Source organism: Streptomyces sp. NPDC008121, from assembly GCF_042957155.1.
Taxonomy (GTDB): Bacteria; Actinomycetota; Actinomycetes; order Streptomycetales; family Streptomycetaceae; genus Streptomyces.
In genome coordinates this window covers 74,564-99,649 of the sequence record NZ_JBIBHT010000010.1, presented here as the reverse complement: position 1 = coordinate 99,649, position 25,086 = coordinate 74,564, and the positions used below count along the sequence as shown (strand labels likewise).

22 protein-coding genes, 1 tRNA gene and 1 riboswitch are annotated in these 25,086 nt (G+C 71.0%); of the genes, 17 read left to right on the top strand and 6 right to left on the bottom strand.

The annotated features are described in order from the left end of the window. Positions 1 to 95 precede the first annotated feature (95 nt). The 14 genes from ACFZBD_RS29835 (at position 96) to ACFZBD_RS29770 (ending at position 15,295) form a co-directional block, all read left to right on the top strand. Positions 96 to 1,058, top strand: a complete 963-nt coding sequence (locus tag ACFZBD_RS29835; RefSeq protein ID WP_391145565.1) for a glycosyltransferase — start codon at positions 96 to 98, stop codon at positions 1,056 to 1,058. Further along, complete coding sequence (locus ACFZBD_RS29830) at positions 1,055 to 1,471, top strand: GtrA family protein (RefSeq protein ID WP_391145562.1); 417 nt, start codon at positions 1,055 to 1,057, stop codon at positions 1,469 to 1,471. The genes ACFZBD_RS29835 and ACFZBD_RS29830 overlap by 4 nt, the downstream gene beginning before the upstream one ends. Positions 1,472 to 1,552: 81 nt before the next feature. Continuing rightward, positions 1,553 to 2,197 (top strand): SurA N-terminal domain-containing protein, encoded by a 645-nt coding sequence (locus tag ACFZBD_RS29825; RefSeq protein ID WP_391145559.1) that lies wholly within the window; start codon positions 1,553 to 1,555, stop codon positions 2,195 to 2,197. A gap of 106 nt (positions 2,198 to 2,303) precedes the next feature. Continuing rightward, positions 2,304 to 3,278, top strand: a complete 975-nt coding sequence (locus tag ACFZBD_RS29820) for a nucleoside triphosphate pyrophosphohydrolase (protein WP_391145556.1) — start codon at positions 2,304 to 2,306, stop codon at positions 3,276 to 3,278. Between the two features lie 138 nt (positions 3,279 to 3,416). After that, positions 3,417 to 4,679, top strand: coding sequence for a cytochrome P450 (locus ACFZBD_RS29815; RefSeq protein ID WP_391145553.1), 1,263 nt, complete (start codon positions 3,417 to 3,419; stop codon positions 4,677 to 4,679). 179 nt (positions 4,680 to 4,858) lie between these two features. After that, complete coding sequence (locus tag ACFZBD_RS29810; protein WP_391145550.1) at positions 4,859 to 5,800, top strand: transglycosylase family protein; 942 nt, start codon at positions 4,859 to 4,861, stop codon at positions 5,798 to 5,800. Between the two features lie 259 nt (positions 5,801 to 6,059). Beyond that, positions 6,060 to 6,232, top strand: a riboswitch (cyclic di-AMP (ydaO/yuaA leader). 2 nt (positions 6,233 to 6,234) lie between these two features. Then, positions 6,235 to 6,924, top strand: coding sequence for a transglycosylase family protein (locus ACFZBD_RS29805; RefSeq protein ID WP_391145548.1), 690 nt, complete (start codon positions 6,235 to 6,237; stop codon positions 6,922 to 6,924). A 309-nt stretch (positions 6,925 to 7,233) separates the two neighbouring features. Next, positions 7,234 to 8,520, top strand: coding sequence for a phosphopyruvate hydratase (eno, locus tag ACFZBD_RS29800; protein WP_365715901.1), 1,287 nt, complete (start codon positions 7,234 to 7,236; stop codon positions 8,518 to 8,520). A gap of 101 nt (positions 8,521 to 8,621) precedes the next feature. Continuing rightward, complete coding sequence (locus tag ACFZBD_RS29795) at positions 8,622 to 9,113, top strand: septum formation initiator family protein (protein WP_391145545.1); 492 nt, start codon at positions 8,622 to 8,624, stop codon at positions 9,111 to 9,113. Between the two features lie 55 nt (positions 9,114 to 9,168). Then, positions 9,169 to 9,720, top strand: coding sequence for a DUF501 domain-containing protein (locus ACFZBD_RS29790; RefSeq protein ID WP_391145543.1), 552 nt, complete (start codon positions 9,169 to 9,171; stop codon positions 9,718 to 9,720). Beyond that, positions 9,717 to 10,640 carry an exopolyphosphatase gene (locus tag ACFZBD_RS29785; RefSeq protein ID WP_391145541.1) on the top strand — a complete coding sequence of 308 codons (924 nt, stop codon included), beginning with the start codon at positions 9,717 to 9,719 and terminating at the stop codon, positions 10,638 to 10,640. Before ACFZBD_RS29790 ends, ACFZBD_RS29785 begins: the two co-directional genes overlap by 4 nt. Before the next feature lie 369 nt (positions 10,641 to 11,009). Then, the gene (locus ACFZBD_RS29780) at positions 11,010 to 12,392 is read left to right on the top strand and encodes an FAD-dependent oxidoreductase (RefSeq protein WP_391145540.1); all 1,383 of its coding nucleotides are present in this window, start codon (positions 11,010 to 11,012) and stop codon (positions 12,390 to 12,392) included. Between the two features lie 224 nt (positions 12,393 to 12,616). Continuing rightward, positions 12,617 to 13,921 carry a class I SAM-dependent methyltransferase gene (locus tag ACFZBD_RS29775; protein ID WP_391145539.1) on the top strand — a complete coding sequence of 435 codons (1,305 nt, stop codon included), beginning with the start codon at positions 12,617 to 12,619 and terminating at the stop codon, positions 13,919 to 13,921. 138 nt (positions 13,922 to 14,059) lie between these two features. Then, positions 14,060 to 15,295: a phospholipase D-like domain-containing protein gene (locus ACFZBD_RS29770; RefSeq protein ID WP_391145538.1), complete on the top strand. Its 1,236-nt coding sequence runs from the start codon at positions 14,060 to 14,062 to the stop codon at positions 15,293 to 15,295. An 85-nt stretch (positions 15,296 to 15,380) separates the two neighbouring features. On the opposite strand, the gene ACFZBD_RS29765 is transcribed toward ACFZBD_RS29770, so the two are convergent. Continuing rightward, a complete protein-coding gene (locus tag ACFZBD_RS29765) occupies positions 15,381 to 17,912 on the bottom strand; it encodes an FtsX-like permease family protein (RefSeq protein WP_391145536.1) in 2,532 nt (843 codons plus the stop codon). A gap of 82 nt (positions 17,913 to 17,994) precedes the next feature. Continuing rightward, positions 17,995 to 18,765, bottom strand: a complete 771-nt coding sequence (locus ACFZBD_RS29760; RefSeq protein WP_391145534.1) for an ATP-binding cassette domain-containing protein — start codon at positions 18,763 to 18,765, stop codon at positions 17,995 to 17,997. A 400-nt stretch (positions 18,766 to 19,165) separates the two neighbouring features. Here ACFZBD_RS29760 and ACFZBD_RS29755 point away from each other — a divergent pair. Next, positions 19,166 to 19,247: transfer RNA gene (locus tag ACFZBD_RS29755), tRNA-Leu, on the top strand. Positions 19,248 to 19,389: 142 nt separating this feature from the next. Then, positions 19,390 to 20,277, top strand: a complete 888-nt coding sequence (locus ACFZBD_RS29750; protein WP_391145531.1) for a Bax inhibitor-1/YccA family protein — start codon at positions 19,390 to 19,392, stop codon at positions 20,275 to 20,277. A 196-nt stretch (positions 20,278 to 20,473) separates the two neighbouring features. Here ACFZBD_RS29750 and ACFZBD_RS29745 read toward each other — a convergent pair whose 3' ends face one another. Beyond that, positions 20,474 to 20,704, bottom strand: a complete 231-nt coding sequence (locus ACFZBD_RS29745) for a DUF4287 domain-containing protein (RefSeq protein ID WP_365715911.1) — start codon at positions 20,702 to 20,704, stop codon at positions 20,474 to 20,476. A 100-nt stretch (positions 20,705 to 20,804) separates the two neighbouring features. On the opposite strand from ACFZBD_RS29745, the gene ACFZBD_RS29740 reads away from it, so the two are divergent. Beyond that, the gene (locus ACFZBD_RS29740) at positions 20,805 to 21,134 is read left to right on the top strand and encodes a hypothetical protein (protein WP_391145528.1); all 330 of its coding nucleotides are present in this window, start codon (positions 20,805 to 20,807) and stop codon (positions 21,132 to 21,134) included. Positions 21,135 to 21,281: 147 nt separating this feature from the next. Here the strand turns inward: ACFZBD_RS29740 and ACFZBD_RS29735 are convergent, their stop codons facing one another. The 3 genes from ACFZBD_RS29735 to ACFZBD_RS29725 form a co-directional block, all read right to left on the bottom strand. Beyond that, on the bottom strand, positions 21,282 to 22,124 hold the full coding sequence (locus ACFZBD_RS29735) for a hypothetical protein (RefSeq protein WP_391145526.1): 843 nt from the start codon (positions 22,122 to 22,124) through the stop codon (positions 21,282 to 21,284). A 380-nt stretch (positions 22,125 to 22,504) separates the two neighbouring features. Then, on the bottom strand, positions 22,505 to 23,725 hold the full coding sequence (locus tag ACFZBD_RS29730) for an acetyl-CoA C-acetyltransferase (RefSeq protein WP_391145523.1): 1,221 nt from the start codon (positions 23,723 to 23,725) through the stop codon (positions 22,505 to 22,507). A gap of 238 nt (positions 23,726 to 23,963) precedes the next feature. Next, positions 23,964 to 24,986 (bottom strand): GDSL-type esterase/lipase family protein, encoded by a 1,023-nt coding sequence (locus tag ACFZBD_RS29725; RefSeq protein WP_391145520.1) that lies wholly within the window; start codon positions 24,984 to 24,986, stop codon positions 23,964 to 23,966. Positions 24,987 to 25,086: the final 100 nt, after the last annotated feature.

The following is a 25,086-nucleotide window of genomic DNA, read 5'->3' as shown; positions in this document are numbered from 1 at the left end:
AAATCGTGTGCTTAGGCGGCCAGTTCATTCAATGGTCGTCTCGCCGTCACGTCGCGAATCCACCGCCGACATCCGGCTCCGTTGTCGTTTCTCCCGTGCTGCTCTCGATTGTGGTCCCGTGCTTCAACGAAGAGGAGATCATCGGCCGCTTCCACGACCATGTGACCACCGAACTCTCCCGCTTTGACGGCGAATTCGAGCTGGTCTACGTGGACGACGGAAGTCACGACCGTACGCTCCCGCTCCTGGAGGAGATCGCCGCCTCCGATCCCCGTGCCCGCTACGTCTCCTTCAGCCGGAACTTCGGCAAGGAGGCGGCGATGCTGGCCGGCCTGCGGCACGCCGCGGGCGACGCTGTGGTGATCATGGACGCCGACCTCCAGCATCCGCCGGAGCTCGTGCACCGCATGGTCGCCCTCCACGCCGAGGGGTACGACCAGGTCATCGCCCGCCGGACCCGCACCGGCGACCGGGTGACCCGCACCGTGACCGCGCGCGCCTACTACTGGGCGATCAACCGGCTGGTGGACGTCGAGCTGGTCGACGGGGTCGGCGACTTCCGGCTGCTTTCCCGCCGAACGGTCGACTCGATCCTGGAACTGACCGAGTACAACCGATTCTCCAAGGGCATCTTCGCCTGGGTCGGATTCCGTACCACCACGTTCGAGTACGAGAATGCGGTGCGGGAGGAAGGCCGCTCGAAATGGAGCTTCGGAAAGCTGCTGAACTACGGCCTCGACGGACTTCTCTCCTTCAACAACAAGCCCCTGCGGGCCGCCGTCTATCTGGGAATGGTCCTGGTCTCGGTGGCCCTGGCGTACGCGGCCTGGATCGTCGGTGTCGCGCTGGTGAACGGCGTGGACACACCCGGATACGTCACCCTGCTCGTGACGGTCACGGCGCTGGCCGGCGTCCAGATGGTGATGCTGGGGCTGGTGGGGGAGTACGTCGGCAGGATCTACTACGAGGTGAAGCGACGCCCGCACTTCCTGGTGAAGGCGACGAACGTGGGGGTGCCCGCCCAGCGGCAGCGCCCGGAGGAGCTCGTACGGCGATGACGGTGACCTGGCAGGCCGTGCGCTTCGCGCTGGTCGGCGTCGTGAACACGGCCACCTACTACGGCCCGTACCTGCTCCTCGTCGCCTGGATGCCGTACATCGCCGCGCATGTCGTCGCGTCCGTGTTCTCCATGATCGGCTCGTTCTTCCTCACCTCGTACTTCACCTACCGCACCCGCCCCACCTGGCGGAAGTTCCTGCTCTTCCCGCTCACCAACGCGGCGAACTTCGTGATCACCACCGTCGGCGTCTACGTCCTGGTCGACCTGGCCGGCGTCGACAGCCGCTACGCCCCCCTGATGGCCGCCGCGGCGGCCATCCCCATCACCTTCCTGGTCTCCCGGACGATCATGTTGCGACCCGACACCACCCGAACACGGGAGTCGTTGACCGAAACAGTCGCTTCGAAGTAGTGGCCCCGGCCACGGCGACTGCCTAACATCGATCACCGCAAGGTCGTTCCACTGCCGCACGACCCACGCCGGGAGGCTCCTTTGCACCGCCGCACCGCGCTCTCCGTCTCCGCCGCGCTCCTCGCCGCGGCTCCGCTGCTCGCCGCCTGCGGCAGCGACGCCCACCCGGGGGCCGCCGCCGTCGTCGGCGGCGAGCGGATCGAGGTGTCCAGCCTCCAGGCGCAGGTGCGGGACGTACGGTCCGCCCAGCAGAAGTCGCCCCAGTCCGCGGACCTGATCAAGGCCACCGGTGACCTCAGCCGCGAGAAGCTCAACGTGATGATCTTCGACCGGGTGGTGGAGCGGGTCGGCGCCGACCACGGCATCACCGTCAGCCGCGGGGAGATCCAGAAGGCGCGCGGCGAGTTCGCCGCGCAGAGCGGCGGCGAGGCCCAGCTCGCCGCGATGCTGCTCCAGCAGCAGGGGGTCGCCCCCGACCGGATCGACGAGGTCGTCCGCCGCACCGTCCTCATGAACAAGATCGCCGCCAAGCTCGGCATCGCCAACACCCCCGAGGGCCAGAAGAAGCTCACCGAGGTCTTCACCGCCGCCTCCAAGGACCTCGACATCGACGTGAACCCGCGGTTCGGCGCCTGGGACGACGAGAAGATCCAGCTCGGCACCTACACCGCGCCCTGGCTGCGCCAGATCAGCCAGGACCCGCAGGCCGTCCCGGCGGGCGCGTAGCAGCACGGACGAGGAACGGAAGCGGCCGCCATGGCCCGGTTCACCGGCCGGGCGGGCGGCGGGACGCGGGGGCCGGGCGCCCGGCGGGCCCGCGTAAGGTCGAAGGGTGAACGCTGAAGCACCCGCCGGGACCGGTCGTGTCGTCCTTCTCACCGCCAGCCATCGCGTGGCCCCCGGACTGCTGTCCTGGCCGGCCTGGCAGGCGCTGCGCGCCGCCGACCGCGTGGTGTGCGCCGACGAGCACCACCCCCAGCTGCCGTACCTCCGCGAGGCCGGGATCACCGTCGAGCACGCCCGGCCCACCGCGCAGGACCTCGTCGACCGGTGCGCCGGCGGACGGACCGTGGTCGTCCTGCCGTCCGGCGAGGGCGACCAGGCGCTGACGGACGGGCTCGCCCGGCTCGCCGGCTCGGGCCGGGTGGCCATGCCCGACCTGGAGCTGCTGCCCGGCTCGTACGACCTGCCCGGCGCCCGCCTCCTCGACCTGGTGCAGGTCATGGACCGCATCCGCCGGGAGTGCCCGTGGTCCTCCCGGCAGACCCACAAGGGGCTCGCGAAGTACGGCATCGAGGAGGCGTACGAACTCGTCGAGGCGATCGAGGTCGGCGACCGCGACGAGCTGCGCGAGGAGCTCGGCGACGTCCTCCTCCAGGTCGTCTTCCACGCCCGGATCGCCGAGGAGGACGAGGACGAGCCCTTCTCGGTCGACGACGTCGCCGCGACGATCGTGGAGAAGCTGATCCACCGCCACCCGCACGTCTTCGGCGACGCGACCGCCGAGACCCCGGAGGAGGTCAAGGCCCACTGGCTGCGCACCAAGGCCGTCGAGAAGCAGCGCGCCTCGGTGACGGACGGGGTGCCCCTCGGGCAGCCGGGCCTCGCGCTCGCCACGAAGTTGGCCGGCCGGGTCCGGACGGCCGGCCTCGACGTGAAACCGCCGGCCGGCGAGGGCATCGGCTACGAACTGCTCGCCCTCGCCGCCCGGGCGGAGGCGGACGACGTCGACCCGGAGGCGGCCCTCCGCGCGGCCGCCCGCGCCTACCGCGACACGATCCGCGCGGCGGAGGGCCTCACGGTGTAGGGCCTCACGGTCTAGGGGGGCACTGTGGAGGGGAGGCGCCTCGCGGCCCCCGGACGCGCGGCCGGGGCGCTCCGCGCCGCGGAGTCCCCTCCGCAGCCCGGCGCCCCGCCCCCGGCCCGGCCGGTTACTGTCGGCACCATGCACGACCAGCCCTCCGTCTCCGGTCTCCCCGCCGCTCCCGAGCTCTTCACCTGGGAGTTCGCGACCGATCCGTACCCCGCCTACGCCTGGCTCCGCGAGCACGCCCCCGTGCACCGGGCCCAGCTGCCCAGCGGGGTCGAGGCGTGGCTGGTGACCCGGTACGCCGACGCGCGTCAGGCGCTCGCCGACCAGCGGCTGTCGAAGAACCCGGCGCACCACGCCGAGTCCGCGCACGCCAAGGGGAAAACGGGGATCCCGGGGGAGCGCAAGGCCGAGCTGATGACGCACCTGCTCAACATCGACCCGCCGGACCACACCCGGCTGCGGCGGCTGGTGTCGAAGGCGTTCACGCCGCGGCGGGTCGCCGAGTTCGCGCCCCGGGTGCAGGAGCTGACGGACCGGCTCATCGACGGGTTCGCGCGGGAGGGCAGCGCCGACCTGATCCACGAGTTCGCCTTCCCGCTCCCCATCTACGCCATCTGCGACCTGCTCGGTGTCCCGCGCGAGGACCAGGACGACTTCCGGGACTGGGCCGGGATGATGATCCGGCACGGCGGCGGGCCGCGCGGCGGGGTCGCGCGGTCGGTGAAGAAGATGCGCGGGTACCTCGCCGAGCTGATCCACCGCAAGCGGCTCGACCCCGGGGACGACCTGATCTCGGGGCTCATCAAGGCCTCGGACCACGGGGAGCACCTCACCGAGAACGAGGCCGCGGCGATGGCCTTCATCCTGCTCTTCGCCGGCTTCGAGACCACGGTCAATCTGGTCGGGAACGGGGTCTACGCCCTGCTGCGGAACCCCGGCCAGCGCGCGCGTCTGCAGGAGTCGCTCGCGGCGGGGGAGCGGGGCCTTCTGGAGACCGGTGTCGAGGAGCTGCTGCGCTATGACGGGCCGGTCGAACTGGCCACGTGGCGTTACGCCTTGGAGCCGCTGACGATCGGCGGACAGCAGATCCCGGCGGGGGATCCCGTCCTCGTCGTGCTCGCCGCCGCCGACCGCGATCCGGCGCGGTTCGACGCGCCCGACACCCTCGATCTGTCCCGGCGCGACAACCAGCACCTGGGGTACGGCCACGGCATCCACTACTGCATCGGCGCCCCCCTCGCCCGGCTCGAAGGACAGATCGCCCTGGCCACCCTTCTGACCCGGCTGCCGGACCTCCGCCTCGCCGCCGACCCGGCGGATCTGCGGTGGCGCGGAGGACTCATCATGCGTGGATTGCGCACGCTTCCGGTGGAGTTCACCCGTTCTGGCAGCTGACGGCCCATCAAGACTGTGACTTTTACGTGATCTCCGCTGCATCGACTTGTGACTGACGTTCGAATGCCGCTACGTTCACCGCAGTCTCAGCCGTCACGCGAAAGGCACCTCGCATGCGCTCCGGGAACGGACGTCACCGCAGACCCCGCCAGGCCCCCGCCATAGTCGTCGCCGCAGGCGTGACCGGATCGGCTCTCGCGCTGCCGTTGCTCGGCGCCGGGTCCGCCTCGGCCGCCGATGTCGCCACCTGGGACCGGGTGGCCGAGTGCGAATCGGGTGGCCTGTGGAGTGCCAACTTCGGCAACGGGCTCTACGGCGGACTCCAGTTCACCCAGGAGACCTGGGAGCGGCACGGCGGCCTGTCGTACGCGACCAGTGCGGACCTCGCCAGCCGGGCGCAGCAGATCACCGTGGCCGAGCGGGCGTTCGCCGCGGGCGGCACCGAGTGGGCCACCTGCGCCCCGATCGCCGGTCTGACCAACGACGGCACCGCCCCCGACGTCGACCCGGGGCCTCCGATCACGCCGGAGGAGCCCACCGGGCCGGCCGCGGAGTCGAACCGGACCGACGGCCTCCCGTCCGCGTCCGCCACCCCGGGGACCTCCCCGATCGCGCCCGTCACCCCCCGGGCGTCCGCGCCCGCCACGTCCGCGCCCGCCACCCCGGCGACGCCGGACGCCTCCACGGCCACCGGCGCGCCGGAGTCCGGGACCCCGTCCGAGCCGGTCGCCCCCGGCACCGGCAAGCACCGCGGCGGCGCCGCCCCCGAAGAGCCGGGCCAAACGGACACCACGCGCGAAAGCGGTACGGAAGCGAGCCGCGAGGGCGGCCGTCACGCCTCGCCGGGCGAGCCGGCCGAGGGCGCGACCGGGATTGACGGGACGACAAAGGGCGCCACCCCTGGAGAGCCTGCGGACAATACGGGCACTCCCGGCACTGCGGACGAATACACCGTCAAGCCGGGGGACAACCTCACCGAGATCGCCCAGCAGAACGAGCTGCCCGGCGGCTGGACCGCCCTCTATGACGCCAACCGTGGAACGGTGGGTGCCGACCCGGACCTCATCCTCCCTGGCCAGAGCCTCGACCTGACCCCCGAAACCGTCCCCGCGCAGGGGTAGTTAGGGGCTGTATGTCCGGTTCTGTGCAAGTGAGACAAGGGTCTCTTTGCCCCAACTGGCGTGTCACGTCCGCAAAGTTTGCTCCTGTCGCCTCTCACCTGCGTAAACGGCTTTTGGGCAGGGGCAAGGAGGGGTGATTTCTCCCCTATGGACCTCTTTGAACTTCACGGGGGTCTGTGTTTACGGTCGACACCGCTCGCCACCGCGGGCCCCGTCGACCGGGAACGCCGAATCCTGCCGTCGGTCGATGGGAACAGTCGTCGCGCAAGCGCCGTAGGCAGGAGCGGGGGACCCAAGGTAAGCGCCGGTCCCGGCCGTTGAGAGACGGCCGGAACACCGGCTTGGGGTGGAGCCGCGTGCTGGTCACGCGGCCGGACAACTCACTTGGTCCGAACCCGACAGCTCACCTCGCAGGCGTCGGTGAGGAGAACTCCATGCTGCTTTCGGGTAAGGGCAAGCACCGTCGCGCTTCCAAGGCCACCCGCGCCGTCGCGCTCGTCGGCGTCGCCGGTGTCGCCGTCGCCGCCCCGCTGATGACCGCGGGCTCCGCCTCCGCCGCCACGTCCTCCGAGTGGGACGCCGTCGCCCAGTGCGAGTCCGGCGGCAACTGGTCCATCAACACCGGCAACGGCTACTACGGCGGCCTGCAGTTCTCGGCCTCCACCTGGGCCGCCTACGGCGGCACCGCGTACGCCGCCTCCGCCGACCAGGCCTCCAAGTCGCAGCAGATCCAGGTCGCCGAGAAGGTCCTGGCCGGCCAGGGCAAGGGTGCCTGGCCGAGCTGCGGCGTGGGCCTCTCCGGCGCCTCGTACGACGGCGGCTCCGCCGAGCAGGCCGCCCCCGCGCCGGAGCGCAAGGCAGAGCAGCCGACGACCCGCAGCGAGAAGCGCACCGCGCCGAAGGCCGAGAAGAAGGCCGCGCCGAAGAAGACCGTCACCACCCCCACCGGCAAGAAGGTCGAGAAGGGTGACGGCGAGTACAAGGTCAAGGCCGACGACACCCTGAGCACGATCGCCGCCGCCCACGACGTCAAGGGCGGCTGGGCGAAGCTCTTCGAGCTCAACAAGGACATCGTCGACGACGCCGACCTGATCTACCCGGGCCAGCAGCTCCACCTGAAGTGAGCCCGGCGGCCCGTGCGCGTCCGGCGGCTCGCACGGGCCCCACGACCCTCCCGCGGTGACCACCCCGGTCCGCAGCGCCCTTCCCCCGAGCGCTGCGGGCCGGGGTTCCGCGCGTCCGGGCCCCACCCGTGGTTACCGCCGAGTAGATCTGAGGGCCTTTGGCCCCATATGCATGCCCCCGGGTCCTTTTTCGTCCCAGCGGGCGGGCGCCCGGCCGACGGGAGCCCCGGAGCCGGTTAGGCTCTTGCCGCAAGGCCAAAGAGACCCTGCGCCGCATGCTTCACATCTAGCTTCACATCCCAGAAGGAGATGCTCGTGCCGTCCATCGACGTCGTCGTAGCCCGGGAAATCCTGGACTCCCGAGGCAACCCCACGGTCGAGGTCGAGGTCGGCCTCGACGACGGCAGCACCGGCCGTGCTGCTGTTCCGTCCGGCGCCTCCACCGGTGCGTTCGAGGCCCTCGAGCTTCGCGACGGTGACCCGAACCGCTACCAGGGCAAGGGTGTCGAGAAGGCCGTCCTCGCCGTCATCGAGCAGATCGGCCCGGAGCTCGTCGGCTACGACGCCACCGAGCAGCGCCTGATCGACCAGGCGATGTTCGACCTGGACGCCACCCCGGACAAGTCCTCGCTCGGCGCCAACGCCATCCTCGGTGTCTCCCTCGCCGTCGCGCACGCCGCCTCCGAGGCGTCGGACCTGCCGCTCTTCCGCTACCTCGGCGGCCCGAACGCGCACCTGCTGCCCGTTCCGATGATGAACATCCTGAACGGCGGCTCGCACGCCGACTCCAACGTGGACATCCAGGAGTTCATGATCGCCCCGATCGGCGCGGAGTCCTTCTCCGAGGCGCTGCGCTGGGGCACGGAGGTCTACCACACCCTCAAGTCCGTCCTGAAGACCAAGGGCCTCTCCACCGGCCTGGGCGACGAGGGCGGCTTCGCCCCGAACCTGGACTCCAACCGCGCCGCGCTCGACCTCATCCTCGAGGCCATCAAGCAGGCCGGTTACGTCCCGGGCAAGGACATCGCGCTCGCGCTCGACTGCGCCGCCTCCGAGTTCTACAAGGACGGCTCGTACGAGTTCGAGGGCAAGTCCCGCTCGGCCGCCGAGATGACCGAGTACTACGAGGAGCTCGTCGCCTCCTACCCGCTGGTCTCCATCGAGGACCCGCTGTTCGAGGACGACTGGGCCGGCTGGAAGGTCATCACCGAGAAGCTCGGCGCCAAGGTGCAGCTCGTCGGCGACGACCTCTTCGTCACCAACCCGGAGCGCCTGGCCCGCGGCATCGAGGAGGCGTCCGCCAACGCCCTCCTGGTGAAGGTCAACCAGATCGGTTCGCTGACCGAGACCCTGGACGCCGTCGAGCTGGCCCAGCGCAACGGCTTCAAGTGCATGATGTCCCACCGCTCCGGCGAGACCGAGGACGTCACCATCGCCGACCTCGCCGTCGCCACCAACTGCGGCCAGATCAAGACCGGTGCCCCGGCCCGCTCCGAGCGCGTCGCCAAGTACAACCAGCTGCTGCGCATCGAGGAGATCCTCGACGACGCCGCGGTCTACGCCGGCCGCAGCGCGTTCCCCCGCTTCAAGGGCTGAACGACCTCCCGCAGGTAGCTTCCGTACGTCCCCGCACCCGGTCCCGTACCGTGTGCGGGGACGTACGCGCGTGAGGGAACGGACAGGGGAGGCGACACGACATGGCCGCGAAGAACCGGGACCGCTTCTCGACCGCGACCCGGATCAGGCTGCTCGGGGAGCAGACCGCCGCCCGTGTCTACCGCTCCCAGACCCGCCGTCAGGCCCGCCGCTCCCGGCTCACCGGCCGCGCGGCCTTCCTCGCCCTGATCGTCTGCTCGCTGGTCGTGGCGCTCGCCTATCCCATGCGGCAGTACGTCTCCCAGCAGGGCGAGATCGCCGAGCAGGAGCGCCAGGCCGCCGAGGCCGCGGCCCGGGTCGAGGAGCTGCGGGACGAGAAGGCACGGCTCCAGGACCCGGCGTACGTCCGCCGCCTCGCCCGCGAGCATTTGCACTACGTCCTCCCCGGCGAGACCGGTTTCACCGTGAACGACCCCGAGGCGGAGCGCGCCCGCCGCGCCGAGCAGGGGGCGGCCGACCGCCCGTGGTACTCCAACCTCTGGGACGGCGTCGACCGCGCCGACGCGCCCCGTGAACACGCGGGCGCGAGATGATGGTGTGACGGCAACACGCCCCGCACCGCCCACCGACGAGAAGACAGACGCAGGCATGGAAACGCCCCCTCCGCAGACCGCACGCACCGAGCCGACCGAGGCGGACGTCGCCGCATTCGAGGCGCAGCTCGGCCGCCCGCCCCGCGGGCTGCGCGCCATCGCGCACCGCTGCCCGTGCGGCAACCCGGACGTCGTCGAGACCGCGCCGCGGCTCCCGGACGGCACCCCCTTCCCCACCACGTACTACCTGACCTGCCCCCGCGCCGCCTCCGCCATCGGCACCCTGGAGGCGAACGGGGTCATGAAGGAGATGCAGGCCCGGCTCTCCACCGATCCGGAGCTGGCCGCCGCCTACCGGGCCGCGCACGAGGACTACATCGCCCGCCGGGACGCGATCGAGGTCCTGGAGGGCTTCCCGAGCGCCGGCGGCATGCCGGACCGGGTGAAGTGCCTGCACGTCCTGGTCGGCCACTCGCTGGCCGCCGGACCGGGGGTCAACCCGTTCGGCGACGAGGCGATCGCGATGCTGCCGGAGTGGTGGGCCAAGGGCCCCTGCGTCACCCCGTGCGGGGAGAAGGACGAGGAGAAGAAGGAGGGGACGGCGTGACCGGCGCGACCCGGGTCGCCGCCATCGACTGCGGCACCAACTCCATCCGTCTCCTCGTCGCCGACGTCGACCCCGGCACCGGCGAGCTGACCGAGCTCGACCGGCGGATGACGATCGTCCGGCTCGGCCAGGGCGTCGACCGGACGGGGCGGCTGGCCCCCGAGGCCCTGGAGCGCACCTTCGCCGCCTGCCGGGAGTACGCCGCCGTCATCGCGGAGCTGGGCGCGCACAAGCTCCGGTTCGTGGCCACCTCCGCCTCGCGGGACGCCGAGAACCGCGACGCGTTCGTCGACGGCGTGATCGAGATCCTGGGCGTCCGGCCCGAGGTGATCAGCGGCGACCAGGAGGCCGAGTTCTCCTTCACCGGTGCCACCTCCGAGCTGCCCGGCGCCGGCCGCTGTCTGGTGGTGGACATCGGCGGCGGCTCCACCGAGTTCGTCGTCGGCGACCGTCACGTCGAGGCGGCCCGCTCCGTCGACATCGGCTGCGTCCGGCTGACGGAGCGGCACGTGCGCAGCGACCCGCCGGCCCCCGCCGAGATCGAGGCGGTGCGGGCCGACGTCCGGGCCGCGCTCGACCTGGCCGCGGGGACGGTGCCGATCGCGGAGGCCGGGACGCTCGTCGGGCTCGCCGGATCCGTGACGACGGTCGCGGCCATCGCGCTCGGTCTGACGGAGTACGACTCCACCGCGATCCACCACTCCCGGATCTCCCGCGACCAGGTCGCCGAGGTGACCGGCCGACTGCTGGCGGCCGGCCACGACGAGCGGGCGGCGATCCCCGTCATCCACCCGGGACGGGTCGACGTCATCGCCGTCGGGGCCCTGGTGCTGCTGGAGATCATGGAGCGCACGGGCGCCGCGGAGGTAGTCGTCAGCGAGCACGACATCCTCGACGGAATCGCCCTGTCCGTGGCATAACGGACAGCCTTCGGGGGTCCCCGCCGGGAGCCGCCGAGAAAGTTCGTGAAGTTCTTCACAAGGAAAAGCGCCCCGAGGGGGGTCAGGGAGGGCCATCAGGGCCTCCGAGGCCCCCACCGGGGCGCTTTCGTAGGTCGAGGACCCCGTTCGCACTCTGTTTCCATCGTGTGAACGCACCACCCGGTTCAGGGTTAACGACAGCTCTCCAGGCCAGTTCAACAGGGGTGAACAACGCCCGCCGATACCCGGTGGTTCCTTTGCAGCACCATGACCTGGGTCACGTGGGCCGCGCAGTGTAGCAGAGGTACCGGAAGAGCTTGTGAAGGGGCGCACGAGCGACCCCCCTCGGAGGGGTGGATACTCGATGGCATGAGCACCACGGAGCGTCCCAGGATCCTCGTAGTAGGCGGTGGGTACGTAGGCCTGTACGCAGCTCGACGCATTCTCAAGAAGATGCGTTACGGCGAGGCGACCGTCACGGTCGTCGACCCGCGCTCGTACATGACGTACCAGCCCTTCCTCCCCGAAGCCGCCGCAGGCAGCATCTCGCCGAGGCACGTCGTCGTCCCCCTGCGACGCGTCGTGCGCGGAGCCGAGGTGCTCACCGGCCGCGTCACCACCATCGATCAGGACCGCAAGGTCGCCACGGTCGCGCCGCTCGTCGGCGAGGCCTACGAGCTGCCCTTCGACTACCTGGTCATCGCGATGGGCGCGGTCTCCCGCACGTTCCCGATCCCCGGCCTGGCCGAGCAGGGCATCGGCATGAAGGGCGTGGAGGAGGCCATCGGCCTGCGCAACCACGTCCTGGAGCAGCTGGACAAGGCCGACTCGACGACCGACGAGGACGTCCGCCGCAAGGCGCTGACCTTCGTCTTCGTGGGCGGCGGCTTCGCCGGCGCGGAGACCATCGGCGAGGTCGAGGACATGGCCCGCGACGCGGCGAAGTACTACACCAACGTGAAGCGCGAGGACATGCGCTTCATCCTGGTCGACGCCGCCGACAAGATCCTTCCCGAGGTCGGCCCGGAGCTGGGCCGCTGGGGCAAGGAGCACCTCGAGGGCCGCGGTGTCGAGATCTACCTCTCGACGTCGATGGACTCCTGCGTCGACGGCCACGTCGTGCTGAAGAACGGCCTCGAGGTCGACTCCAACACGATCGTCTGGACCGCCGGCGTGAAGCCGAACCCGGCGCTCGCCCGCTTCGGTCTCCCGCTCGGCCCGCGCGGCCACGTGGACACCTCCGAGAAGCTCCAGGTCCAGGGCACCGACTACATCTGGGCCGCCGGCGACAACGCCCAGGTCCCGGACGTCGCCTCCCGCAAGGCCGGCGTCGAGAACGCCTGGTGCCCGCCGAACGCCCAGCACGCGCTGCGCCAGGCGAAGGTCCTCGGCGACAACGTGGTCTCGGGCATGCGGGGCTTCCCGCAGAAGACGTACGAGCACTCCAACAAGGGTGCGGTGGCGGGCCTCGGCCTCCACAAGGGCGTCGCGATGATCGTCATGGGCAAGGCGAAGATCAAGCTCAAGGGCCGTCTCGCCTGGTACATGCACCGTGGCTACCACGGCATGGCCGTGCCGACGTGGAACCGTAAGATCCGCGTCTTCGCCGACTGGACCCTCGCGATGTTCCTCAAGCGCGAGGTCGTCTCCCTCGGTGCGATGGAGACGCCGCGCGAGGAGTTCTACGAGGCGGCCAAGCCGGCTCCGGCGCCCGTCGCCGCGCCGGCCCAGGAGAAGGCCAAGGCCTCCTGACCCGGCTCGCGCCCCACCGGCACGACGAGCGGCCCCTCTCATAGGCCGCCGCCGCGCCCGCAGTGCCCCGCAGTACCCGAAAGGGCCGTCCGCCATCCGTGGTGCGGACGGCCCTTCGGCTGTTTTACCGAGTCGTTGTGCCACGGCGGGACTGGTTTCGCCTACGGACGGTGTTTACGTGGTGACGAACATTTCTGGGGCACGACATCACGGAGGTGTGCACCATGGCCGACGCCGCATCGCGGCTGACCACTCTCGCCGAGGATCTGCTGGGAGCCCCGCTCCCGGTGCGCCTGCGCGCCTGGGACGGCAGCGAAGCCGGACCCGCCGACGGCCCCGTCCTGATCGTCCGCGAGCGCCGGGCCCTGCGCCGGCTGCTCTGGAAACCCGGCGAACTGGGCCTGGCCCGCGCCTGGGTGTCCGGCGAGATCGACGTCGAGGGCGACCTGTACGACGTCCTGGACCGGCTCGCCGGGCTCGTCTGGGAGCGCTCGGAGGAGACCAGGAGCGCCCTGGAGGCCGTACGTGACCCCCGGCTCCGGGCCGCGGCCGGGGCGCTGCTGAAGCTGGCGGGCCCATTTCCGCCTCCCGCGCCACCCGCCGAGGAGGTGCGCCGCCGCAGCGGCGCCCTGCACACCAAGCTCCGCGACCGGCAGGCGATCGGGCACCACTACGACGTGGGCAACGACTTCTACGCCCTGGTCCTCGGGCCCTCGATGGTCTACTCCTGCGCCTACTGGACCGAGGCCGGCACGCTGGAGGAGGCGCAGCGCGACAAGCTCGACCTCATCGCCCGCAAGCTGCGCCTGACCGAGGGCGACCGGCTCCTCGACGTCGGCTGCGGCTGGGGGTCCATGGCCATCCACGCCGCCCGTGAGTACGGCGTCCGGGTCGTCGGCATCACCCTCTCCCGCGAGCAGGCCGTCCACGCCCGCAAGCGGATCGCCGAGGAGGGCCTCACCGACCGGATCGAGATCCGGGTGCAGGACTACCGCGACGTCAGGGACGGGCCGTACGACGCCATTTCGTCGATCGGCATGGCCGAGCACGTCGGCGAGGTCCGCTACCGCGAGTACGCCGACACGCTGTACGCGCTCCTCAAGCCGGGGGGCCGGCTGCTCAACCACCAGATCTCCCGCCGCCCCACCCCCGACGAAGGCACCTACGAGATCGACCCGTTCATCGACGCGTACGTCTTCCCGGACGGGGAGCTGGCGCCGATGGGCCGCACGCTCGCCACGCTGGAGGACGCCGGCTTCGAGGTGCGGGACGTGGAGGCCATCCGCGAGCATTACGCCCTGACGCTGCGCCGCTGGGTGGCCAATCTGGAGAGCCGGTGGGCCGAGGCCGTGCGGATGGTCTCGCCGGGCCGGGCGAGAGTCTGGCGGCTGTACATGGCGGCCTCGGCGGTCTCCTTCGAGCGCAACCGGATCGGCGTCAACCAGTTCCTCGCGGTGAAGACGCCGGAGGAGGGGACGTCCGGGGTGGCTCTGCGGCCGCGCGTGTGGAACGAGCCGCTCCAGCGTTGATACGTTCGGGACTTCGGGCTCGGACGAGGGCGCCGGTGCGAACCGGCGCCCTTCTCTTCCGCGTCCGCATTGTCATGCATATGCCGCATACCGAGGTATGCCGGACATGCGCCGTTCAGGTTCGAGGGGGAACCCACCGTGCACCGCCCGACCCGTCTGCTGCTCACCCTGGCCGCCACCGCCGGCCTCCTGGCCACCGCGGCCCTCCCCGGCAACGCGGCCCCGCCGGCCGCGGCCCCGGCCGCCGCCACCGCCGCAGAGGCCGTGACCACCACCGCCACCTTCAACGACCCGGCCGGGGACAGCGCCGCGCAGAGCCGCATCCGGGACCACATCATCGGGCTGATCGACCAGGCCCCCGCCGGCTCCGCCATCACCGCCGGCCTCTACACCTTCACCGAGGACACGGTCACCGACGCGCTCGCCGCCGCCAAGACCCGCGGCGTCGCCGTCAAGGTGATCCTGGACCACGCCTCCGTCACCACGGACGGCGGCGAGTACACCCGCCTCGCCGCCCGCCTCGGCACCGACCGCACCCAGAGCTCCTGGGTCTTCGCCTGCCCCAAGGGCCGCGGCTGCATCGGCACCCGCAAGCTGCCCACCGACCCCGACGGCGCCATCAACCACAACAAGTTCTTCCTCTTCTCCTCCACCGGAGGAGCGAACGACGTCGTGGTGCAGACCTCGGCCAACATGACCAACCTCCAGCGCACCGACCTCTTCAACAACGCCGTCACCATCGTCGACAGCGGCCTCTACGCGATCTACCGCGCCTACTGGGCCGACCTCCTCACCTACGGCACCTCCGCCACCGGCCTGAGCCACTACTACAAGACCCCCGAGAGCAGCCCGTACAAGGCGTACTTCTTCCCCCGCAAGGAAGCCGCCGGCACCACCTTCGACAAGGACGCCTCCACCGACACCGTCAAGCTGATCCTGGACAACGTCGGCTGCGCCGGCGGCACCCGGGTGCGGATGGCCGCCAACCTCTTCACCCGTGTCGAGGTCGCCGCCAAGCTCGTCGCCCTGAAGAACGCCGGCTGCTCGGTGACCCTCGCCCACGACGGCGCGCCCGACGCCATGAACGACGGCGTCGAGAACACCATCTCCGGCAAGCTCACCCAGCGCGTGGAGTGCCAGGAGGACCGCGGGCCCGGCCTCGTCAAGGTCGGGCTCCACTCCAAGTACCTGCTCGTGGAGGGCACGTACAACGGCGTCGCCGACCGGAAGCTGGTCTTCACCGGCAGCCACAACTACACCTACCCGGCGCTGCGGGCCAACGACGAGACGCTGCTGAAGATCGACGACGCGACGCTGTACGACCAGTTCAAGGCCGACCACGACCACCTGATGAGCTACTGCGCGGGAAGCTGACGCACCGGCAGGACGCGGACGCGGCGAAGGCCGGACACCTCGGAGGTGTCCGGCCTTCGCCGTCCGCGCGCGGTCCGTGCCGCCGCTACTCGGTCTTGATCGCGGTCAGCATGTTCAGCCGCGCCGCGCTGCGGGCCGGCCACAGCGAGGCCAGCACGCCCACCAGACCGGCGAGGACGAGGAAGACACCGATCCGGTCCCACGGCAGCACCAGCGCGTAGCCCGGCAGGCTCTCCCGCATGGTCTCGCCGATCGCCCAGCCGAGGAAGGAGCCGAGACCGATGCCGACCACCGCGCCGAAGAGCGAGATGACCACCGCCTCCAGCCGGACCATCCGCTTCACCCGGCGCCGGTCAAGACCGATCGCCCGCAGCATGCCGATCTCCTGCTGCCGCTCGAACACCGACATGGCCAGGGTGTTCACGACACCGAGCACCGCGATGATCAGCGCCATCGCCAGCAGCCCGTACATGATGTTCAGGAGCAGGTTGATCTGGCCGCCGAACAGGTCACGGATGTCCTTCTGGTCCATGACGGTGACGGCCGGGTTGTCGCCCATCGCCTCCACGAGCGCCTTCTCGTTGGCCGCGGACGCGCCGCCGTCCATCGAGACGAAGATCTGCGGGATGTAGGACTGCTGCTCGTGGGCGATGAGGAGCTTCGCGTCGATCACGACCGGCGAGACGAACTCGCTGTCCTCGAAGATCGCGCCGACCGTCAGCCTGTTCTTCTGCTTGTCGCCGTACTCGACCGGGAGCGTGTCGCCGACCTTCCAGCCCTGCTTGGCCGCCGTCTTCTCGGCGATCGCGATCCGCCCCTGGCCCAGCGAGCCCAGCGAGCCCTGCACGGTGTCGAGCTTGATCAGCTTCTCGATGTCGCCGGGGGTGACACCGGAGGCCGAGACGTCCTTGCCCTTCAGCGTGAGCCAGCCGGCCAGCTGCGGCGAGACCGCGGTCGCGCCCGGGGTCTTCTCGATCGCGGCGAGCGCGTCCTTGTTCATGCCGTCGCCGCTGGCCATCGAGATCATGTAGTCGGCGCGGATCTGGTCCGTCGTCATCTTGTCCAGCGCCGCACCCACCGTCGTACCGAGCACGGACAGGCCGGTGACCAGGGTCAGACCGATGGCGAGCGCGGAGGCGGTGGCGCCGGTACGGCGCGGGTTGCGGACCGCGTTGAGACCGGCCAGCTTGCCGGCGACCCCGAAGACGCCCACGAAGAGCGGACGGATCACGGCGATCACCGGGCGGGAGAGCAGCGGGATCAGCACGATCACACCGACGAGGGTGACGAAGGCGCCGCCCGCGATGAGCATCCGGCCGTCGTCGCCGCCCTTGCCGGCACCGAGCACGATCATGATCGCGCCGAGCGCGGTGAGCGCGGCGCCGATGGAGTTGCGGACCACGAGCGACTTGGTCGTCGCGGCGGCGTGGACGCTGCTCATCGCGGCGACCGGCGGGATCTTCGCGGCGCGGCGGCCGGGCAGCCAGGCGGCGAGCATGGTGATCAGGACGCCGACGGAGAGCGCGGCGATGACCGGGGTGCTGCCGAGGACCAGCGGGCCGCCCGGCACCTTCATGTCGAAGGCGTTCATGCCCGACCGCAGACCGACCGCCAGGGCCACGCCCAGGCCGTAACCGACGACGGAGGCGACCAGGCCGACCAGACCGGCCTCCGCCAGCACGGAACGGGTGATCTGCTTGCGCGAGGCGCCGACGGCGCGCATCAGCGCGAGTTCCCTGGTGCGCTGGGCGACCAGCATGGTGAAGGTGTTGGAGATCAGGAAGACACCGACGAAGAGCGCGATGCCGGCGAAGCCGAGCAGCACCTGGTTGAGCGCTCCGAGCCCCGCCTCGATCTCCCGGGCCTGCTCGTCGGCGAGCGCCTTGCCGGTCTGGGCGGTGGCCGCCTTCGGGACCACCTTCAGGACCTCGTCCAGGAGCTTGTCGGCGTCCGTGCCGGGCGTGGCGACGACGGTCGCGTCCCGGTAGAAGCCCGCCTTCAGGTACTGCTGCTGCGCGACGGAGGTGTCGAAGAGGACCAGGCTGCCGCCGGCGCTGACCGCGCCGTCCTCGGTGGTGAAGACACCGGAGAGGGTGTACTCCTTCACCGGGCCGTTGGTCGCGACGCGGACGCGGTCGCCGACCTGGTAGCCGCCCTTGTCGGCGGTGTCCTTGTCGAGCGCGACCTGGCCGTCCTCCACCGGGCCCGCGCCCTGGACGAAGGCGTACGACCGGTCCTTGCCGTCGGAGCCGGGGGCGAAGTTGGTGCCCTTGTTGGACCAGCCGACGCCGATCAGCTTGCCGTCCTTGTCGGGCACGCCGGCGAAGCCGTCGACCCGGCCGGTGACGCCGGCGACGCCGTCGAGCTTGCCGAGGCGGTCGAGGACGTCCTCGGAGAGGCCCGGCGTCTTCGCGGCCTCCTCGGGCCGCGGATACATGCTGACGGCGACGGCGACGTCGTCGTAGCTCTTGGCCGACTGGCTGCGGAAGGCCTGGGAGAGGGTGTCGGTGAAGACCAGGGTGCCGGAGACGAAGGCGACGCCGAGCATGACGGCGAGCACGGTCATCAGCAGCCTGGCCTTGTGCGCGAGCACGTTGCGCAAGGCGGTACGGAGCATGGGTGTGTCCTGGAGTGGAGAGCCCCCTGCCGGGGGCGGAACGTCGAAGGGCCGCGGACCGGGGCGGAGCCCCGGGGGTGGGTCAGCTCGTGCGGCCCTTGGCGTCGAACGCCTTCATCCGGTCGAGCACGCCGTCCGCCGTCGGGCTGATCATCTCGTCGACGATCCGGCCGTCCGCGAGGAAGATCACCCGGTCCGCGTAGGAGGCGGCCACCGGGTCGTGCGTCACCATGACGACCGTCTGCCCCAGCTCCCGTACGGAATTGCGCAGGAAGCCCAGCACCTCCGCGCCGGAGCGGGAGTCCAGGTTTCCGGTCGGCTCGTCACCGAAGATGATCTCGGGGCGGGAGGCGAGGGCGCGCGCCACGGCGACGCGCTGCTGCTGGCCGCCGGAGAGCTGCGTGGGCCGGTGGCCGAGCCGGCCGGACAGGCCGATCATGTCGATGACCCGCTCCACCCACTGCTTGTCGGGCTTGCGGCCCGCGATGTCCATCGGCAGCGTGATGTTCTCCATCGCCGTCAGCGTCGGCAGCAGGTTGAACGCCTGGAAGATGAAGCCGATCTTGTCCCGGCGCAGCTGCGTGAGCTGCTTGTCCTTCAGAGTGCCGAGCTCCGTCTCGCCGAGCCGGACGGAGCCGGAGCTGAAGGAGTCGAGACCGGCGACGCAGTGCATCAGGGTCGACTTGCCGGAGCCGGAGGGGCCCATGATCGCGGTGAACTCTCCCTGCCGGAAGTCCACGGTGACCCGGTCCAGGGCGACCACCTGGGTCTCGCCCTGCCCGTAGACCTTCGAGAGCTCCGTGGCGCGGGCTGCCACCGCGGTGGCGCGGGACACGGTGGGGGTGGTGGTCACGAGGGAGACTCCTGTCACTGCGGGACGTTCGGGAACCTCTCCATCGTGTCGAGCGTTACGGCCCCGGTCGTCCGCCCACATGCCCGTTCCCGGGGCAGTCTCGAGTCGGACCGGGCGGCCCGCCCCTCCTCCTGAGGTATGACGGCGCCCCTGAGAAGCCCGCCGGAGCCCCAGAGGCCCGGTACCCCGCGGGGGAATCCGTCACCGGGCGGCGACTTTCCGTCATTCCCGAGTGTGCGCCTTTGCGCCTGCGAGCCCCGTCACACTTCGTCAGAAAGGCCCCGACCTGCACTGACGCACCCTCAGGCGTCAATAAAATAAGACAACATCGGGTTGCCGTTCCGCTGAACGAGGGACGCGTCCCGATAGGCTCATGTGCCAACGCGGAGCCGCCCGCCATGCCCGGATGGTGGAATGCAGACACGGCGAGCTTAAACCTCGCTGGCCTTCGGGCCGTACCGGTTCGAGTCCGGTTCCGGGCACAGCTCCCCGTATCCCGCCCGGTGGCGGCCGACGGGCCCTTTCGACGATCCTGGAAAGATCCTCCCCCAGCACGAGGGAGATTCTTTTGCTTCCGCATTACTCTTGACGCAAGGCCGCGCAGTGCGGCCATGGAGGAGTGAGATGAGGAGCAGCAACCCGGTCTTCTCGCGACGGGGGTTCAGCCGCGACAACGGCTACGCCGGCTTCAACGCGCAGCAGCCGCAGGCCGGGGGCCCCGCCGTCGGAACGAACCCGTACGCCGAAGGCGCCGCGAACCCGTACGCGACCAACCCCTACGCCACCGACCCGAGCGCCCAGCTCGGCGCCCCGCCGCAGACCCGCGGCGACGTGATGACGATCGACGACGTCGTGAGCCGTACGGCCATGACGCTCGGCACGGTCGTGCTGACCGCCGTCCTGTCGTGGGTCCTGCTGCCCGTCGACTCGGCGAACATCGGCACGTCCTACGGCATCGCCATCGGCGCGGCCCTGGTGGCCTTCGTCCTGGCGATGGTGCAGTCCTTCAAGCGCAAGGCCTCGCCGGCCCTGATCCTGGCGTACGCCGCCTTCGAGGGCGTCTTCCTCGGCGTGATCTCCAGCGCCGTCTCCACCTACATCTCCCCGGGTGTGGTGGTCCAGGCGGTCCTGGGCACGATGGCGGTCTTCGCCGGTGTGCTGATCGCCTACAAGATGCGCTGGATCCGCGTCACCCGCCGCTTCTACGGCTTCGTGATCGCGGCCGCCATCGGCTTCATGCTGCTGATGGCGGTGAACCTCCTGTTCGCCGTCTTCGGCGGCGGTGACGGCCTGGGCTTCCGCAGCGGCGGCCTCGGCATCCTGTTCGGCGTCATCGGCATCATCCTCGGCGCCTGCTTCCTCGCCCTCGACTTCAAGCAGGTCGAGGACGGCGTGACGTACGGCGCCCCGCGCGAGGAGTCCTGGCTGGCGGCCTTCGGCCTCACCATGACCCTGGTGTGGATCTACCTGGAGATGCTGCGTGTGCTGTCGATCCTCCAGGGCGACGACTGACACGTCGGCCGGGTACGCCCGGAACCGCGTGACAGCGTGACCGCATGACGAAGGGCCCGTCCGGCGACTGCCGGGCGGGCCCTTTCGCTGTGTCGTGCGCCTCCGCTTCCGCTTCCGCTTCCGGTTCGCGGGGTCCGTTCCGGTGCGCTTCCGGTGCGCGGGTTCCGCGGGCTCGCCGCGGCGGCGGGAGGGGGCGTCAGAGCAGTCTGCGGGCCGCCCGTCGGAGGTCGTACTCATGGATGATGGCCTTCGCGTGGCTGTACGCGAGGTCGTGTTCGCCCCGGAGCCAGCTGACCTTCTCCTCGAAACGGACGAGGGAGGGGCCTTCCTCTACGGCGCGAAGCCAGTCGGACACCTCACGACCGGTGCAGTGCGGGATGCGGGCGAGCAGATTGCGATGGGTCTCTTCGGAGAAGACGTGGGACATCGGCGCCTCCGGACGCGTGTTGCCGTGTGCTCCTTCCCGCCACCGTGCCTGAGCGAAGGCTCGTTGGCAACAGTCCCCGGAGGGCGCGTAGGGTCGCGGAGTGCGTGATACGAGTGAACTGAGCGCCGCCGTCGAGCGCTTCGCCGACCGGCTGCGGGCCGCCCCGCAGAGCCGCCTCCAGCGCGGGGCCGCCGCCGAAGGACTGGCGCTGGCCAGGGAATTGGCGCGGCGCGCCCAGCGGATCGAGGAGCCCGGGGCCACCGAGCGGGTCATGCCGGACGCGGGGGTCTTCACCGTGGCGGACCAACTCGTGGTCGCGGGGAACGATCTGGCGGAAGTTCTGCGGACGGCCCCGGACGGTGCCCTCGAAGGGGACCTGGGCGAGGCCGTGGATCTTGTACGCGAGGCGACGCGGCGGGCGGGGCTCTGAGAGGCCGCCGCAAGCCCGCCGAAAGCCCGCAGGATGCGAGGGGCGTCGGGCCCGAGGGTCAGGGCCCGGACGGGGCTCGGGGGCCCGGGGAAGGGCCCCGTGGGTCAGAGCGGCAGAGCGGCAGAGCGGCGGAGCGGTCGGAGCGAATCAGAGCGAGGCGATGACGCGGTCCGCCAGGATGTAGACGTTGTCGTCCGTCTCGTCGCCGCAGGAGAACGTCAGGGCGTACGCGCCCGAGACGCCCGAACCGCCCAGCAGGACGGGCGTGTGGCCCGCGCGCAGCGCCTCGGCGAGGCGTTCCGCCGTCTCGCGGTGACCAGGGGTCATGCAGAGCGTGGTGCCGTCGGCGAACACGTACACGTCGAGCGTGCCGAGCGGGCCGGGCCGCACGTCGGTCAGGGCCGTGGCCGTGTCGGCGAGCTTCTCCAGACGCGACACCGTGCGCTCGTGGTCGGTCACGACCGGCGTCTGCACCGGCACGAAGTCCGGGTGCGAAGGGTGGCGGCGGCGGGCGGCGGCCAGCTCCGGGGAGTCCTCGGCGTACTCGTTCAGCTCCGGGAACTCCTCCAGGACGCTCTCGGCGCCGGCGCCGTCCAGCGCCGCGGCCTCGGCCTCCATGGCCTCCATGGCCATCGCCTCCAGGCCCACGAAGTCGCTCTGGCGCGGGACGTAGAAGGGGCTGTCCTCCACGGAGCCGGACAGACCGCCCAGCAGGGAGGGGGCGTCGGCCGCGTCACGGGCCTCCTGCGCGGCCCAGAAGGCGCGCGCCTCCGCGAGCTCCCGCTCCCGCTCCTCGGCGAGCGCCTCGGCGACCGCCTCGCGTATCTCGGAGGCGGGCGACTGGCGGGCATGCGGGACGGACACCCCGTGCGCGGTGGTCAGTTCGCTACGCAGAGCGGCGACCTGCTTACGGAGACCATGGGCGGCGTGCAGGGCGGCGGCGCCCACGGCCGTGGCGGCGGCCGTGGTCACCAGCAGGGCAAGAGACATGGCGCTCACTGACGTACTCCCGATTCGAGTCGATCCCCCGACTTCCTACCTCAGCTTGGCGTGGGAGTGCGCGTCCTGTCAGTGCATTACGTCACGAAATGGACAGGTATTTGTGCCCGGTGTTTAGTCCCGGGACCGTTGTGACCTGCGGGAACGACTCTCCCCCGGGACGTAGGTCACATCCTGGGGGAGATTCGGTCACGGCTGGGACGCGGCACGGTTGGGACCCGCACCGAAAGGCCATGGGAGCGCTGCCCCGACCGGCCCTCGCGCTAGGGGCTCAGCTCAGCCGCTCGCTTTGTTGGTCGCGCTTCGCTTCGCCACGGCTGCGGGCAGGTGCCGCCTTCGTTCCTCAGGCGACCCCTACCCTCCGCTCCGGCTCAGCTCAGCCGCTCGATGACCATCGCCATGCCCTGGCCGCCGCCCACGCACATCGTCTCCAGGCCGAACTGCTTGTCGTGGAACTGCAGGCTGTTGATCAGCGTGCCCGTGATGCGCGCGCCGGTCATGCCGAAGGGGTGGCCGACGGCGATCGCGCCGCCGTTGACGTTCACCTTGTCCAGATCCAGACCCAGGTCCTGGTACGACGGGATCACCTGCGCGGCGAAAGCCTCGTTGATCTCCGCCAGGTCGATGTCGCCCACCGTCAGGCCGGCGCGCTTGAGGGCCTGCTTGGAGGCCTCGACCGGGCCGAGGCCCATGATCTCGGGGGAGAGGCCCGAGACGCCGGTCGAGACGATCCGGGCGAGCGGCGTCAGACCCAGCTCGCGGGCCTTCGTGTCCGACATGATCACCAGCGCGGCGGCGCCGTCGTTCAGCGGGCAGCAGTTGGCGGCGGTGACCAGGCCGTCGGGGCGGAAGACCGGCTTCAGGCCCTGCACGCCCTCCAGGGTGACGCCGGCGCGCGGGCCGTCGTCCGCCGAGACGACCGTGCCGTCCGGGGTCGTCACCGGAGTGATCTCCCGCTCCCAGAAACCGTTCTTGATGGCCTGCTCGGCCAGGTTCTGCGACCGTACGCCGAACTCGTCCATCTCCTGGCGGCTGATGCCCTTGAGCCGGGCCAGGTTCTCCGCGGTCTGGCCCATCGCGATGTACGCGTCCGGGACCAGGCCGTCCTCGCGCGGGTCGTGCCAGCTGGAACCCTCCGAGGCGGCCACGGCGGCCGTACGGGCCTCGGCGTCGGCGAAGAGCGGGTTGTGCGTGTCCGGCAGCGAGTCGGAGTTGCCCTTCACGAAGCGCGACACCATCTCGACGCCCGCCGAGATGAAGACGTCGCCCTCGCCGGCCTTGATGGCGTGCAGCGCCATACGGGAGGTCTGCAGCGAGGAGGAGCAGTAGCGGGTGACCGTACAGCCGGGAAGGTGGTCCATCCCCATCTGGACGGCGACGATCCGGCCCAGGTTGTTGCCCTGCTCGCCGCCCGGCAGGCCGCAGCCGAGCATCAGGTCGTCGATGTCCCGCGGGTCGAGCTCGGGAACCTTCGCCAGGGCGGCCTGGACGATGGTCGCGGTCAGGTCGTCGGGACGCAGGTCCTTCAGGGAGCCCTTGAAGGCCCGGCCGATCGGGGAGCGGGCGGTCGAGACGATGACGGCTTCGGGCATCACGGCTCCAGGGAGGGTGCGGGTGCGGTACGGCAGGACTGAAGGGGAAGTTACCCGTACGTACCGCGTTGGTCACCGGCCTGGCCGTGTGATGCGGGCCTCTTTTCTAAGCGAGCGCTCAGTCAAGGCCGGGGCGGGGTGAAGGCGAGGGGCGGCGCCGGGGCCCGGACGCCCCGGCCGAGCGGGCCCCCGGCCGCCGCGAACCGGCCACCCCGCCACCCCGCCGCCCCCGCTCCGGTCATGGCCGACGCGCGTCCTCCGAGGACGGCTCCGGCTCCGGCGTCGCGGTCTCCGGCAGCCGCCGCCGACGGCGGTGCTTGAGCAGTGCCCAGGGCGCCCGCGCCCCCGTGACCTCCGTACCGGCCTCCCTGACCGCCTCCGCCGCCGCCTTCGCCACCGGCAGCATGTTCTCGTGACGGTCCGGCTCCAGACGGTCGGTTTCCGGCCACACGCCGAGCGCCGCACACAGCGTCGGCAGGACCGCCATCGCCGCCGTCGCGTACCCCTCCGCCGACGGGTGGAAGTTGTCCACCCCGAACATCTCCCGCGGATTCGCCGCGAACTCCGGACCCAGCAGATCGCCCAGCGACACCGTCCGCCCGCCCTGCTCCACCACCACGATCGTCTGCGCCGCCGCCAGCTGGCGCGACACCCGCCGGGCCAGCCAGCGCAACGGCTGGTACACCGGCTCGATCGTCCCCAGATCCGGACAGGTCCCCACCACCACCTCGGCCCCGGCCGTCCGCAGCCGCCGCACGGCCGCCGCCAGATGCCGCACCGACTCTGTCGGCGGCATCCGATGCGTCACATCGTTCGCACCGATCATGATCACGCACACGTCCGGCGGCCCCGCCGCCGCCGACAGCAGCAACGACACCTGCCGTTCGAGATCGTCCGACCGCGCCCCCGGCAGCGCCACGTTCCGCAGATCCACCGGACGCTCCGCCACCGCCGCGAGCCCCGACGCCAGCAACGCCCCCGGAGTCTGCCCGGACCGGCGCACCCCCTGACCCGCCGCCGTCGAATCACCCAGAAGGGCCATCCGCAGAGGGGAGGACGCCGGGTCCGAGGCCACGAACGAACGCCCGTACAGGCCCTCCGTCGCCGGTGGCAGCGGCGCCACCCCGCCCCCGACCGACCTCTTCGCCAGCTGCACCTCGGCCAGGAGCACCCCCACCGCCGCCACACCGAGCAGCCCGATGCTCCCACCGCCGTACGCGGCGCCCGCCGCGATCCGCCGTGCCACCCTCGCCCTCGACATGGGGGCAGTCACCTCCTTCAAGCCGTTCAGGGTCTAACTGCCCCGTAACACGCTCCGACTACGCATACGCTTGCCGCACCATTACGGAGACCCCGGAGAT

Excerpts from the sequence above, each read along its gene's own strand:
- ACFZBD_RS29790 (WP_391145543.1), top strand. The coding sequence starts at position 9,169 with ATGGAAACGCCCCCTCCGCAGACCGCACGCACCGAGCCGACCGAGGCG.
- ACFZBD_RS29745 (WP_365715911.1), bottom strand. The coding sequence starts at position 20,704 with ATGTCCCACGTCTTCTCCGAAGAGACCCATCGCAATCTGCTCGCCCGC.
- ACFZBD_RS29815 (WP_391145553.1), top strand. The coding sequence starts at position 3,417 with ATGCACGACCAGCCCTCCGTCTCCGGTCTCCCCGCCGCTCCCGAGCTC.
- ACFZBD_RS29830 (WP_391145562.1), top strand. The coding sequence starts at position 1,055 with ATGACGGTGACCTGGCAGGCCGTGCGCTTCGCGCTGGTCGGCGTCGTG.
- ACFZBD_RS29725 (WP_391145520.1), bottom strand. The coding sequence starts at position 24,986 with ATGTCGAGGGCGAGGGTGGCACGGCGGATCGCGGCGGGCGCCGCGTAC.
- ACFZBD_RS29765 (WP_391145536.1), bottom strand. The coding sequence starts at position 17,912 with ATGCTCCGTACCGCCTTGCGCAACGTGCTCGCGCACAAGGCCAGGCTG.
- ACFZBD_RS29780 (WP_391145540.1), top strand. The coding sequence starts at position 11,010 with ATGAGCACCACGGAGCGTCCCAGGATCCTCGTAGTAGGCGGTGGGTAC.
- ACFZBD_RS29730 (WP_391145523.1), bottom strand. The coding sequence starts at position 23,725 with ATGCCCGAAGCCGTCATCGTCTCGACCGCCCGCTCCCCGATCGGCCGG.
- ACFZBD_RS29775 (WP_391145539.1), top strand. The coding sequence starts at position 12,617 with ATGGCCGACGCCGCATCGCGGCTGACCACTCTCGCCGAGGATCTGCTG.
- ACFZBD_RS29795 (WP_391145545.1), top strand. The coding sequence starts at position 8,622 with ATGGCCGCGAAGAACCGGGACCGCTTCTCGACCGCGACCCGGATCAGG.
- ACFZBD_RS29750 (WP_391145531.1), top strand. The coding sequence starts at position 19,390 with ATGAGGAGCAGCAACCCGGTCTTCTCGCGACGGGGGTTCAGCCGCGAC.
- ACFZBD_RS29805 (WP_391145548.1), top strand. The coding sequence starts at position 6,235 with ATGCTGCTTTCGGGTAAGGGCAAGCACCGTCGCGCTTCCAAGGCCACC.
- eno (WP_365715901.1), top strand. The coding sequence starts at position 7,234 with ATGCTCGTGCCGTCCATCGACGTCGTCGTAGCCCGGGAAATCCTGGAC.
- ACFZBD_RS29735 (WP_391145526.1), bottom strand. The coding sequence starts at position 22,124 with ATGTCTCTTGCCCTGCTGGTGACCACGGCCGCCGCCACGGCCGTGGGC.